The following is a 12,313-nucleotide window of genomic DNA, read 5'->3' as shown; positions in this document are numbered from 1 at the left end:
ACCGGGTGCGAGACTCGGACGGACGAGAACGGAGGCAGGTCGTGAGCGAGGCAGGTACGGGCTGGAAGGCGGTTCGGCCGCTCCGGCACCGCAACTACCGATTGCTGTGGACCGGTCTGGCAGTGGCGCTGCTGGGCAGTGGCCTGTGGCTGGTCGCGCTGGCCTGGCAGGTGATCGAGCTGGGTGGCGGTCCGGTCCAGCTGTCGGTGGTCACGACGGCATACAGCATCGGTCTGGTGGTCTGTGTGCTGTTCGGCGGCATCGCGGCCGACCGGCTGTCGCAGCGCAGCGTGATGGTCGCGGCGGACGTCGTCCGGGGTGTGGTGCTGTTGGTGGTTGCCGGGCTTGCGCTGAGCGAGCTTCTGGAGGTCTGGCAGCTGGCAGCGGCGGCGGTGCTGATCGGCGCCGGCGAGGCATTCCTGATCCCGGCGTACACGGCGCTGGTGCCGAAGCTGCTCCCCGCTGAGGAGTTGCTTGCGGCCAACGGGCTGGAGGGCACGCTGCGGCCGCTCGCCCAGCAGGCGACCGGGCCGGCGCTCGGTGGGTTGGCGATCGCGGCGCTGTCGCCGGGGTTCGCGATCCTGGTCGCCGCGTTCACGTACTTCTTCTCGGCGGGGTGTGTGCTCGCGATGCGGATGCCTGCGGCCGACGTCGAGGAGGTTGCCGAGGAGGGTGAGCAGCCGACCGGGGTGCGGGCGATGTTCGCCGATATTCGCGAGGGCTGGGGCTACGTCCGGCAGACGCGCTGGTTGCTGGCGTCGCTGCTGTTCGGCACGGTGTTCGTGCTGCTGATCCTCGGGCCGCTGGAGGTGCTGCTGCCGTTCGCGGTGAAGGACCAGTTGGGTGGCGGGGCGTCCGAGTTCGGGCTGGTGCTGGCGGCGTTCGGTATCGGCGGTGCGGTCGGCGCGTTGCTGATCTCGTCGCGCAGCCTGCCGCGGCGGTACCTGACGATCATGACGCTGATGTGGGGGTTCGGGTCGATCCCGATGGTCGTGATGGGCTTCGCCGGCGACCTCTGGGTGATGATGGCCGGCGCGGCGCTGGTCGGGGCCACCGGATCGGCGGCGATGGTGATCTGGGGGACGCTGCTGCAGCGTCGCGTCCCGGACCACCTGCGCGGCCGGATCGCCAGCCTGGACTTCTTCGTCTCGCTGCTGCTGATGCCGGTCTCGATGGCGCTGGCCGGGCCGGCCGGTGCGCTGGTCGGGCTGACGGCGGTCTTCCTGATCGCCGGGATCGGTCCGGCGCTGGTCTCGATCGCGGTCGTCTACTTCGGCCGGATGCCGTCCGACGAGCTGGCGAACCCGCTCGACACACCGGCGGAGGAGCCCGTCACGGCCTGAGCTCTGGTGTCGGCCCGCCCGCGATGACAACCTTTCGGCACGTTCCAGACGTCTTTGTTCGGGGAACGGTGGAAGCGAGCCGTTCGTTGTCGAAGTAGCGGGTGGGGATTGACGTGAGGTGGGCGCAGTGAGTGTGCAGCGGGTGGCGATGGCCGCTGGGCTGGGTGCCGCGACGGTCGGCGCCCTGTCCGGCGTGCTCCTGCTGGGTCCACTGGGCGCGACCCTGCTGCTACTCACCGTGTTCGGCATCGTCTGGCCGCTGGCCGCCGTCATCCGGTACGTCGTCGAGGACTCCCCGGAGTACACCCCCTGGGTCGTCGCCGGCTTCGCCGCCACCGGCGTCCTCGCCCTCCCCGGCCTGGTCCGCCTGGTCGCCCTGGGCGCCTTCGGCCTCGCCGCCCTCCTGGCCGGTGCGGTGGTCTTCACCCTGATCGACCTTGCCGTCCCCGACCGCGCGCCCCGCCCCTCCCGGCGTCAGCGCCGCATCCGCCGCCTCACCGAAGAGCAGCTCCTCGAGGACGAAGCCCTCATCGCCAGCCTCAAATGCCCCCTCACCACCACCGAACTCTGCGAAGTCTGGATCGAAACCGCCGGCCAACTCGCCCAAGGCGCCGACTTCCGCGACCGCCAAGCCGTCGCCGAAGTCCGCCGCATCTGCCTCGACGAGTTCGAACGCCGCAACCCCGAAGGCTTCCACCGCTGGCTGGACGCCGGCGCCCCACCCAACCCCACCACCTACCTCCTGGGTAGGTAGCCGAGCGCTCAGGCGGCCTTCTTCTTGGTCGTTCGTTTCTTGGGGGCCGACTTCTTGGCGGCGGTCTTCTTGGCTGGGGTCTTCTTGGTGGTGCGGGCTTTGCGGGCCGCTTCGACGGAGGCACGGAGGGCGGCGACCAGGTCGGTGGAGGTGGTGGCTTCGGGCTCCTCTTCGGAGAAGACGACGTCCTTGCCCTTGCGTTTGGTGTCGACGAGTTTCTTGACCCGGTCGGTGTAGGTGTCTTTGTAGGTGGCCGGTTTCCAGTCGCCGCTCATGGCTTCGATGAGGTCGGCGGCCATCTTGAGCTGTTTGCCTGCCTTGGATTTCGCCGGGAGGTCGTTCAGTTCCTTGGCCGGGTCGCGGATCTCGTCGGCGAAGTACATGGTTTCGAGGACGAGGACCTTGCCGTCGGCCCGGACGGCGGCCAGGTACTCCTTGCCGCGCATGACGAACTTGGCGATACCGGCGCGGTTGGTCTTCGCGAGGGCGTCGCGGAGGAGGGCGTACGACGAGGCGTTCTCACGGTCCTTGGGACCGAGGTAGTAGCTCTTCTGGAAGTGGATGGGGTCGATCTCGTCGAGGTCGACGAAGGCGGAGATCTCCAGCGAGCGCGATTTACCGGGGGCGATGTCGTCGAGCTCGCTGGGCTCGACGATGACGTACTTGCCGTTGCCCAGGTCGTGGCCCTTGACGATCTTGTCGAAGGGGACTTCGCGTCCGGTGCGTTCGTTCACCCGTTTGTAGCGGATGCGGTCCGACGTGCCACGCTGGAACTGGTGGAAGTCGAGCTCGTGCTCGGAGGTCGCGCTGTACAAGCCGACCGGTACCGAAACCAGCCCGAAGGTGATGTACCCGCTCCAGATCGATCGCGCCATGCGACCCCGGTACCCAGTTCAGAGGCGGTTGTAGCGTTTGCGGGCCTCGCGGCTTTCCTTCTGGGCGTCACGGGCGGCGCGCCGCGCCTCGTCCAGCTGGGCGCCGAGCTGGTGGACGAGTTGCTGGGCGGTGGACAGGGCGTCGCGGGCGTCGTCGAGTTGCTGGTCGAGGTCTTCGACGTGGGCTTCGGCTGCTTGGGCGGCTTCGACTGCGGTTTCGAAGGCTTGTTTTGCTTCGGCTCGGGCGGCGGCTTCGCGTTCGGCTTGGGCGCGCTCCTCGGCGGCGCGGTGGGTGTCTGCCGCGGGTTCGGCCGGTGCGGGTTTGCGGCGGGCGCGGGCGGCTTCGCGGCGTTCGTCGCTGATCGGGGTGACGTTGCTCGGTTCGCCGTTCTCGTCGACGACGCCGAAGCCGACGTGGCGGAGGGCGCTGCTCAGGCGGCCCTCGCGGACGGCGTCGCCGGCGGCCGGGTCGACGAGGGCGGCGTCCAGGGTTTCGCGGAGTTTCTGGGCGACGTCGGGGCTGACTTTCTGGCCGGCGTCGGTCGACAGGCCGGTGGCGGCTTTGGCGAGTTTGTCGAGGAGCTGGTGGCGTTTCGGCGTCAGCTCGCGCAGCCGGTCGCCGTCCAGGTCGGTGGTCGCCTCGCGGAACTCCTCGCCGAGCGCGAGCAGGTCGTCCAGATCGTCCGGCAGCTCGCGGGAGACCAGGTTCGCCACCCAGGCGGCGACCGTCGGCTTGCGCAGCGCCTTCAGCCGGGTCGAGCCGAGCTGGTCGCCGTCAGCCTTCAGCTGTTTGGCCAGCTCGTTCCGCTTCGCGATGAAGTCGGCAGCCGGTACGGCGTACAACGCGTCGGCCGCCTCTTCGAAGTCCACCTCGCCGACGCTACCCGAAACCTGACACAATCTGGCAGGTTGAGCTGATTGGGTCGGATCCGTGAATGAATGCTGCACCGTCGTCGATCTCCGCCAGTACACGCTGCACAGTGGTCAGCGGGACACCCTGATCGACTTGTTCGACGAACATTTCGTCGAGGGTCAAGAGGTCTGCGGTATGCATGTCGCCGGCCAGTTCCGCGACCTCGACGACCCCGACCGCTTCGTCTGGCTGCGCGGGTTCCGCTCCCTCGACGCCCGCGCCGCGGCTCTGCAGAGTTTCTACACCGGCCCGATCTGGCGCCAGTACGCCGAAGCCGCCAACGCGACCATGATCGACTCCGACAACGCGCTGCTCCTGGAACCCGTCTACCTCGGCGCCGGCTACCCACGCCCCGACGCACCGCGCACCCCGGGCCCGACCTCGCTGGTCGCCGGCATCGTCCACCCCCGCACGAGTGTGGACGACGGCTACGTCGAGTACTTCCGGCACGACCTGGCACCCCAGCTGACCGCGCTCGGCGCACCCCCGATCGCGGTCTTCCAGTCCGTCGTCGTCCCGAACAACTTCCCGGCGCTCCCGCTGCGCGACGACATCGTGCTCGCCTGGCTCGCGCGCTTCCCCGATGAGGTGACGTACGACGCGGTGTGGTCGGCCCTGGGGGAGTGGCCCGGCCAGCACCTGCGGCTGCGGCCGACGGACCGCTCCCAGCTGCGGTGAATCAGCTGCAGTGAACCGGCTGCGGTAAATACGTTGCGCGCCCGAATCCGGGCGGGCATCCTGACTGGAGTTGTGCGGCGACGAGCGCTGCCTGGACCTAAGGAGGGCTGACGGATGGCCATCACTGTGCTGCGGCATGTCCGCGTCAGTCTCACCTCCCAGTTCAGGAGCACTCCCGATGTCTTCCGACGTCTTTCGTAGCGAATCCCAACTCTCCAACTTCGAGTTCCAGTTCCAGCAGGTCGACGAGAATCTCCGTCCCGACCAGCGCTGGTCCACCTGGCTGGACGTCGAGCGCGGCTCTCGCGGCCCTGATCCCCGCCCTTCGTGGGTGGTGACGGAACAGGCCGCGATCGACACCGAGCTCGGCGTCCTCAAAACCGGTAAGGAAGCTGATGTCTTCCTGATCGAGCGCGCCGTCGAAGCCATCGGCGACGCGCCCGCGAGGTCCTCATTACTGGCCGCCAAGCGGTACCGCACCGAGGAGCACCGGTCCTTCCACCGCAGCTCGGCGTACACCGAGGGCCGCCGGACGCGGAACAGCCGCGACAGCCGCGCGATGGCGAAGAAGACCGCCCACGGTCGCAGCGTCGCCGCCGGCGGCTGGGCCTACGCGGAATGGGAGGCGCTGAACCGCCTCTGGAAGGCGGGCGTCCCGGTGCCCTACCCGGTGCAGATCGACGGCACCGAACTCCTGATGGAGTTCATCGACGACGGCGAGGGCGGCGCCGCGCCCCGTCTCGCCCAGGTCCGCCCGCCGAAGGACCTGCTCGCCGTCTACTTCGAGCAACTCCGCCACGCCATGCGCGAACTCGCCCGCGCCGGCCTCGCCCACGGCGACCTCTCCCCCTACAACGTCCTCGCCCAGGCCGATCGCATCGTCATGATCGACCTCCCCCAGGTGATCGACATCGTCGGCAACCCGAAAGGTATGGAATTCCTCCTCCGCGACTGCCACAACATGGCCACCTGGTTCACCAGCCGCGGCCTGGAGATCGACGAACAGGAGCTGTTCGCCGATCTCCTCGGCATGGTGTTCTGACTCAGCGGGCCACTCGGTAGGCGTCCGTCACCGTCGTCTCGAATTTGTTGCCAGCAGCATCAATCACCTGGGCTCTGAGCGCGACGGCGCCGGCGCCTTCCGGTACGGCGACCGTCGCGAGGTAGCGGTGGTCGCCGCCGGCCCGGATCGGCGCGACCCGCCAGGTCGTGCCGCCGTCGGTCGAGGTCTCGACCCGTGGCGTACCTGCGGTTCCGGTCGGTGACTCGACCGTCAGCGGCAGCTGGTGGGTCGCACCGGTGCGCAGCACGTTGTTGTTGTCGACCCCCGGCTGGAAGCGGATGCCGGCCAACGGCAGCGCCGTCGTACCGGCGGTGGTCGTCGACTCGAAGCTCCAGGTGGACGTGATGGTGGGAGTCACCAGCTCCAGCTTGTACTTTCCGGGCCCCGCCGGGACGGGGTAGGCCTCCCAGTCTTTGAAGGGATAGGGGAGGACGTCGAGCTTCTGGTCGTCCCGGATCACTGTCAGCGTGCCTTCGCCGAAGCCGTAGTGCCCGTCGGCGTCCGTGTACGGGAGAATGAGCTGGAGGTTGTTTCCGGTCCGGGAGACGTTGAGCGCGCTGCTGGAAAGCACGGCCCGGCCCCACCGCTGGGTGTAGGTCTGGCCGGCTTTGTAGGTCGTGGGGTGGTCGCGCAGGCCCACCGGACTCGCATCGGGACCATCGGCGACCCACACGTCGAACATCCACGGTGTTCCGCCGCTGACGTAGAAGACCGGAGCCGCAGGCAGACCGGAGTACCGGTAGACCCTGCCTCGCCCACCACCGATGCCGGGCACGAACGACAGCGGCAGGACAGCTGCGGTGCCGCCCGCTGCGCCGACGAAGGTCGGCGTGAGCTTCGCAACCTCGGCCCTGGTGAAGATCTTGCGGAAGCCGGTGTAGTACTTGCCGGGCCGGGACTCCGAGAGCGCGTAGACGAACGGGGTCTCGTCGAAGCTGCCATCGGCGTTCTGGCGGGCGAACTGTGCAGAGGCTTCACTGGTGAGCTCCGGCACCGACTGGCCGACCTGCGCGGTGAAGACCGGCTCGCTGTCAGGGCTCTCACTGATCCCGCTGACCCAACTCGAACCGGGCCGGGTCAGCCCGAAGAAGACGTTCGCCATCACCTGATCGGCGTCCGGGTCGGTGAGGCCGACGTCGACTGCTCGCGCCTGGCGGGCGTCGAGGTTGACGGTGCGGTCGCCGGTGAGGTCCAGGCGCGGGAGCACGAGGGCGCTCGTGCCGAGCCCTGCTGTACCGCCGGCGATGGTGGAGTCGAGGAGATAGCGGCCCTTGGGGGCGAGGACCTTGGTGACGCCGTCGGGCTCGGTCGGCAAGAGGTAGAAGGCGCCGCTGTCCCGATCGATGAGCAGGTCGAGGTAGTCGCCGGTCGCCGATCCGTTGCGATCGCGATGGTTGATGGTCAGCTCGACGGTCTCACCGGACGTCGGGAGGCGGCCGGCTTTCCGCCCGCCCGGCGTGACGGTGAAGAGCTCGGGGTCGAGCTGCCCGCGACCGATCCTCGCGAGCGCGTCCGAGGGAATCACCGAGACCCGGTCGCCGGAGCGATGGATGCTGAAGGTGACCTTTCGGCCTGGTCCGGCCTCCGGGACGACGGTCTTCCGATCGGCCGAGACCCGGACCGTGTCGCCGGTGACGAGGTTGATCGTGCGGTCGGCCGGCACCGGTTCGGCGGCTTCGGCCGGGAGGGGGATCGTGGTCAGCAGGGCCAGCGCCAGCAGGCCGGCCCGGATGCGATGACGGGAACGATTCATACCCCGGATGACGCACCGAGCACGGCCTCCTGTCACAGAGCCCCGAGAACCTCGCTAGACCACGGCCTTGGCGGCGGCCCGGCCGGCGGTGCGGCCGGTGAACAGGCAGCCGCCGACGAAGGTGCCTTCGAGGGAGCGGTAGCCGTGGACTCCGCCGCCGCCGAAGCCGGCGACCTCGCCGGCCGCGTAGACGCCGGGCAGCGGGGTGCCGTCGGCGCGGAGGACGCGGGAGTCGAGGTCGGTCTGGAGGCCGCCGAGGGATTTGCGGGTGAGGATATTGAGGCGGACGGCGATCAGCGGGCCGGCCTTGGGGTCGAGGATCTCGTGCGGCGGAGCGACCCGAATCAGTTTGTCGCCGCGGTAGTTGCGGGCGCCGCGCAGGGCGGTGATCTGCAGGTCCTTGGTGAAGCTGTTCGCGATCTCCCGGTCGCGGGCGCGAATCTGGCGTTCGAGGGCGTCGAGGTCGATCAGGTTGTCACCGGTCAGGTCGTTCATCCCGCGCACCAGGTCGGGCAGGTTCGAGCGGACGACGAAGTCCGCGCCCTTGTCCATGAACGCGCGGACGGGCGCCGTCGCGCCGCCGCGGGCCCGGCCGAGGACGGCCTTGATGTCCTTACCGGTCAGATCCGGGTTCTGCTCCTGGCCGGAGAGCGCGAACTCCTTCTCGATGATCTTCTGGGTGAGGACGAACCAGGTGTAGTCGTAACCGGTCGTCATGATGTGTTCGAGCGTGCCGAGGGTGTCGAAGCCGGGGAACAGCGGCACCGGCAGCCGCTTGCCGGTCGCGTCGAACCACAGGGACGACGGGCCGGGCAGGATACGGATGCCGTGCGACGGCCAGATCGGGTCCCAGTTCTGGATGCCTTCGGTGTAGTGCCACATCCGGTCCCGGTTCACGTACCGGCCGCCGGCCTGCTCGGTGATGCCGAGCATCCGGCCGTCGACATGCGCGGGGACGCCGCTGATCATCCGGCGCGGCGGCTCGCCCATCCGCTTCGGCCACTGCGCGCGGACGAGGTCGTGGTTACCGCCGATCCCGCCGGAGGTGACGATCACGGCCTGCGCCCGAAGCTGGAACTCGCTGACCTCGACCCGCGAGCTGGCCTGACCGCGGGCGACGTCGCTCGGCTCCAGCACCTGACCGGAGACGCCGTCCACGACGCCGCCGGTGACGGTCAACTCGTCGACGCGATGCCGGAACCGGAACTCGACCAGCCCGTTGGCGACGGCCTCGCGCACCCGGCGCTCGAAGGGCGCGACCAGGCCCGGCCCGGTACCCCAGGTGATGTGGAATCGCGGCACCGAGTTGCCGTGCCCGTCGGCGTTGTAACCGCCGCGCTCGGCCCAGCCGACGACCGGGAAGAACCGCACGCCCTGAGCGTGCAGCCAGGGCCGCTTCTCGCCGGCCGCGAAGTCGACGTACGCCTCGGCCCACTGCCGGGCCCACTTGTCCTCGTCGTCCAGCCGGTCGAAGCCGGCCGAGCCGAGCCAGTCCTGCAGGGCGAGATCGCGGGAGTCCTTGATCCCCATCCGGCGTTGTTCGGGGGAGTCCACGAACATGAGCCCGCCGAACGACCAAAAGGCCTGCCCGCCGAGCGAGGCCTCCGGCTCCTGATCCAGGAGCAGCACCTTCTTACCCGCGTCGGCCAGCTCCGCGGTCGCTGCCAGCCCGGCCAGCCCGGCTCCCACGACGATTACATCGGCGTCCATGCGCTATGTATACCGGACGGTAGCTGGGCATGGACTCTGCTGCGCGTAATTGCAAGAATAATGGCCGTGACGATGCTTTCCGCGCAAGATCTGCTGCTCCCTGCCGCTGCCCTCGGGGCCGAGAACCCGCTGCCGCCGCTGCGCAGCCATCAGGAGGTGCACGAGGTCCGCAACCTCGCCGAGCTCCCGGCCGAGCTGCGCGCGAATATCGAGTACGGCGGTCTGCGCAGCACGCTGCCCTGTCTCGACCAGGACAGCTACGACCGCACACTCGTCGACACCGTGCTCCCGTCGCTTGTGCTGGAGAACGACCACGCCCGCGCCGTCGTCCTGCCGAGCCTGGGCGGCCGGCTGTATTCGCTGGTGCACAAGGCCTCCGGGCAGGAGCTGCTCTACCGCAACCCGGTCTTCCAGGCCGCCAACCTCGCGCTCCGCAACGCCTGGTTCGCCGGCGGCGTCGAGTGGAACCTCGGCAGCACCGGCCACTGGACCGGCACCTGCGCCCCGATGCACGCGGCCCGCGTCGAAGGCCCGGACGGGACGCCGATCCTGCGCCTCTGGGAGCTGGAGCGGACCCGCAATCTCGTCACCCAACTCGACTTCTGGCTGCCCGAGGACTCCGAGTTCCTCTATGTCGGCGTCCGCTTGCAGAACCCGGCCGAGTACGACGTCCCGGCGTACTGGTGGTCGAATATCGCCGTCGAGCAGTCAGCGGGAACGCGGGTGCTCGTCCCGGCCGATCAGGCTTGGCGGTACGGCTACGGCTCCCGGCTCGACCTGATCGACGTCCCGGCCGAGCTCACTTATCCGATGCGGCACGACCAAGCGGTCGACTACTTCTTCGAGCCGGAGCCCGGCGAGCGGCCGTGGATCGCCTCGGTGGATGCCGAGGGCAACGGATTGGCCCAGGCGTCGACCGAGCGGCTGCGCGGCCGCAAGCTGTTCGTCTGGGGTGAGGCGCCCGGCGGGCGGCGCTGGCAGGAGTGGTTGTCCCCGGGGCTGACCGGGCCGGGGTACGCCGAGATCCAGGCCGGGCTCGCGCGCACCCAGATGGAGCACCTGAAGTTGCCAGGGGCAACCTCATGGCAATGGATGGAGGCGTACGGGCGGGTGTCGGTCGACCCGATCGCGGCGCACTCCGACGACTGGCCGACCGCCCGGCGGGCCGGAACCGTTGCCCTGCAAGATGTTCTGGCCGGTCTGCCCGAGCGGGAGGCGGCCTGGTCCGCAGTGATCGACGCCGAACCGGCCGAGAGCCTGGCAGTAGGCTCGGGCTGGGGTGCGCTGGAGCTGGCCCGCACCGGCTGGTCGGTCTCCGCCGGTACGCCGTTCGCCCCGGAAACCATGACCGACCGCGAACGCGCGTGGTTGCCGTTGCTCGACGGCCAACTGCCGGCCACGGACGGCGTACCGGACGGGACGCTCGTCGCGTGGCGCGAGCTACTGGAGAAGGCCGAGGAGAACTGGCTGGTCTGGTACCACCGCGGGGTCGCGCGGTTCTACGCCGGTGACGAGGGCGGCGCGGTCGCCGCCTGGCGGGAGTCGGGCGACAACCCCTGGGCACTCCGGAACCTCGGGCTGGTCACCAAGGATCTGGCTGCGTACGAGCGCGCGGTCGCGTTGCGGCCCGAGTTGGTGGAGCTGCGGGTCGAGGCGGCCGTGCTCGCGCTGGAGACCGAGCCGGATCGCGCGGCCGACCTGCTGCAGGGCGACGACCCGCGCGTTCAGCTGCTGCGGGTACAGCTGGCGTTGGCGAACGGCGACGCGCAGACAGCGCACGAGTTGCTGGCAGCGGGGATCCAGCTCGCCACGGTTCGCGAGGGCGCGAACCCGCTGACCGACTACTGGTTGGCGGCGGAGGCGGCGCTCGGGACGGACCGGCCGGTGCCGCCGGCGTACCAGTTCGGGATGGGCGGTAGCTGACAAAACAAAAAGATTGTCCGAACGTGGAACCGGCCGGGCCGAACCGGCGTCTCACCGATGTGCGGCAAGGGCCGCGCAACCAGTTTCGACAAACCCCGTCGCCCGCGGGCGACGCGTCGGAGGTGAGTGCCATGTTGACGATCGTCGTACTCGGTGGGTTCGGCCTGGTGCTGCTGGTCACGGCATGCATCGTGGCGGAGGTGGTCGCCGGTTCGCGCCGGCGCGCGAACTCCACCGATGAAGAGAAGACCGCAGGTCGCGTGCTCCGCGTCCGCGGCCCGTTCCACGGTCGGCTGGACGACGGCTCGCAGGCCGTCTACACCGAGGTGACCGTGGAGTACTACACCCGTCGCGGCGAGGGCCCGTTCCAGGTCTCCCGCAAACTCCCGGCCACCGGCCGGGTCACGTACGCGAAGGACGATCGGGTGATCGTCGCGTACGACGTCCGCACGCCGCGCAAGGGCCGCATCGCCGGGCGCGTCAGCCACTGGCCCCAGCTGGGGCCGCGTACGGGGGATCCGCTGCCACAGGCGTAGATCCCCACCAGCTGTCTTCGGAGTCCCTCACCTGGGTTCAGGTGAGGGTTTTGCGATTTCAGACCGGGAAGTACGGGGCGAGCAGGCTGTAGATGGCCGGCAGACCCTGCGCGAGGACGTACTCGGCCTCCGCCTCGGAGAGCCGATCGGCCAGATGGGCCAGGGCCTCGCCCATCGCGATACTCGTGGTCACGGCCAGCCGGAAGTTGCGGTTGTCCTGGGCGCCGAACCGCTCGGTCAGCAGCTCCGCGAACTCGGCCGCGTGCTGGTCGTCGTACTCGCCCGGCTGGGTTTCCAGATCCGGGTCGCCGAGACCGCTGAGGACGACCGCGCGGAAGCCGGGGTCGGTCCGGTGCATCTCGCGGAACGTCGCCATCGTGATGTCGACCGCGGCCCGCCAGCTGGCAACGTCGGCCAACCGGGACCGCACGGTCTCGGTGTAGCGGGCCTGGTTCCGCCGCTCGATCGCCTGGATCAGGCTGCGCTTGTCCGGGAAGTAGCGGTAGACGCTGCCGACCGCGATCTCGGCCCGTTTGGCGATCCCGCTGGTCGAGGCGCCGTCGTAGCCCCGCTCGACCACCTCCGCGCACGCCGCGTCGAGGATGCGCTCGACCTGGCGGTTGGCACGGTCCTGGGTCGGTGTGCGGCGCAGCGGATACGCCCCCGATGTCACCATCCGGCCATTGTGCACCGAAACCAGGACAACGCTGCCACCTTCGTATGACAGATTGCCGTCAGATCTGCCTCATCACTCCTGGAGGGGAA

At 69.4% G+C, this 12,313-nt stretch carries 11 protein-coding genes; 6 read left to right on the top strand and 5 right to left on the bottom strand.

The genetic code is table 11. From position 1 onward, the window contains the following. The first annotated feature begins 41 nt into the window (after positions 1 to 41). Complete coding sequence (locus HPO96_RS22260) at positions 42 to 1,343, top strand: MFS transporter (RefSeq protein WP_171675518.1); 1,302 nt, start codon at positions 42 to 44, stop codon at positions 1,341 to 1,343. A gap of 127 nt (positions 1,344 to 1,470) precedes the next feature. Further along, entirely contained in the window at positions 1,471 to 2,097 is a 627-nt protein-coding gene (locus HPO96_RS22255; protein ID WP_337796757.1) for a hypothetical protein, read from the top strand. Positions 2,098 to 2,105: 8 nt separating this feature from the next. On the opposite strand, the gene ku is transcribed toward HPO96_RS22255, so the two are convergent. Together ku and HPO96_RS22245 are read right to left on the bottom strand one after the other, a co-directional pair. After that, a complete protein-coding gene (ku, locus tag HPO96_RS22250) occupies positions 2,106 to 2,972 on the bottom strand; it encodes a non-homologous end joining protein Ku (RefSeq protein WP_171675516.1) in 867 nt (288 codons plus the stop codon). 18 nt (positions 2,973 to 2,990) lie between these two features. Continuing rightward, positions 2,991 to 3,842: a hypothetical protein gene (locus HPO96_RS22245; RefSeq protein WP_171675514.1), complete on the bottom strand. Its 852-nt coding sequence runs from the start codon at positions 3,840 to 3,842 to the stop codon at positions 2,991 to 2,993. A 61-nt stretch (positions 3,843 to 3,903) separates the two neighbouring features. Between HPO96_RS22245 and HPO96_RS22240 the strand changes: the two genes are divergently transcribed. Both HPO96_RS22240 and HPO96_RS22235 read left to right on the top strand, forming a co-directional pair. After that, positions 3,904 to 4,563, top strand: coding sequence for an NIPSNAP family protein (locus HPO96_RS22240; RefSeq protein WP_171675512.1), 660 nt, complete (start codon positions 3,904 to 3,906; stop codon positions 4,561 to 4,563). A gap of 178 nt (positions 4,564 to 4,741) precedes the next feature. After that, positions 4,742 to 5,605: a serine protein kinase RIO gene (locus HPO96_RS22235; RefSeq protein ID WP_171675510.1), complete on the top strand. Its 864-nt coding sequence runs from the start codon at positions 4,742 to 4,744 to the stop codon at positions 5,603 to 5,605. Between the two features lies 1 nt (position 5,606). On the opposite strand, the gene HPO96_RS22230 is transcribed toward HPO96_RS22235, so the two are convergent. Continuing rightward, positions 5,607 to 7,379: a hypothetical protein gene (locus HPO96_RS22230; protein ID WP_171675508.1), complete on the bottom strand. Its 1,773-nt coding sequence runs from the start codon at positions 7,377 to 7,379 to the stop codon at positions 5,607 to 5,609. Positions 7,380 to 7,433: 54 nt separating this feature from the next. Further along, a complete protein-coding gene (locus HPO96_RS22225) occupies positions 7,434 to 9,089 on the bottom strand; it encodes an FAD-binding dehydrogenase (protein ID WP_171675507.1) in 1,656 nt (551 codons plus the stop codon). 72 nt (positions 9,090 to 9,161) lie between these two features. On the opposite strand from HPO96_RS22225, the gene HPO96_RS22220 reads away from it, so the two are divergent. Both HPO96_RS22220 and HPO96_RS22215 read left to right on the top strand, forming a co-directional pair. Next, complete coding sequence (locus tag HPO96_RS22220; RefSeq protein ID WP_238355424.1) at positions 9,162 to 11,012, top strand: DUF5107 domain-containing protein; 1,851 nt, start codon at positions 9,162 to 9,164, stop codon at positions 11,010 to 11,012. A 131-nt stretch (positions 11,013 to 11,143) separates the two neighbouring features. Then, on the top strand, positions 11,144 to 11,548 hold the full coding sequence (locus HPO96_RS22215) for a DUF3592 domain-containing protein (RefSeq protein WP_238355381.1): 405 nt from the start codon (positions 11,144 to 11,146) through the stop codon (positions 11,546 to 11,548). Between the two features lie 58 nt (positions 11,549 to 11,606). On the opposite strand, the gene HPO96_RS22210 is transcribed toward HPO96_RS22215, so the two are convergent. Next, the gene (locus tag HPO96_RS22210; protein WP_171675503.1) at positions 11,607 to 12,224 is read right to left on the bottom strand and encodes a TetR/AcrR family transcriptional regulator; all 618 of its coding nucleotides are present in this window, start codon (positions 12,222 to 12,224) and stop codon (positions 11,607 to 11,609) included. Positions 12,225 to 12,313 lie beyond the last annotated feature (89 nt).

Origin of the sequence: Kribbella sandramycini, assembly GCF_013131805.1 — a bacterium.
In the GTDB taxonomy this organism is placed as follows: domain Bacteria; phylum Actinomycetota; class Actinomycetes; order Propionibacteriales; family Kribbellaceae; genus Kribbella; species Kribbella sandramycini.
Note: the sequence above shows the minus strand (reverse complement) of the source record. Positions and strands in the feature narration are given on the sequence as shown.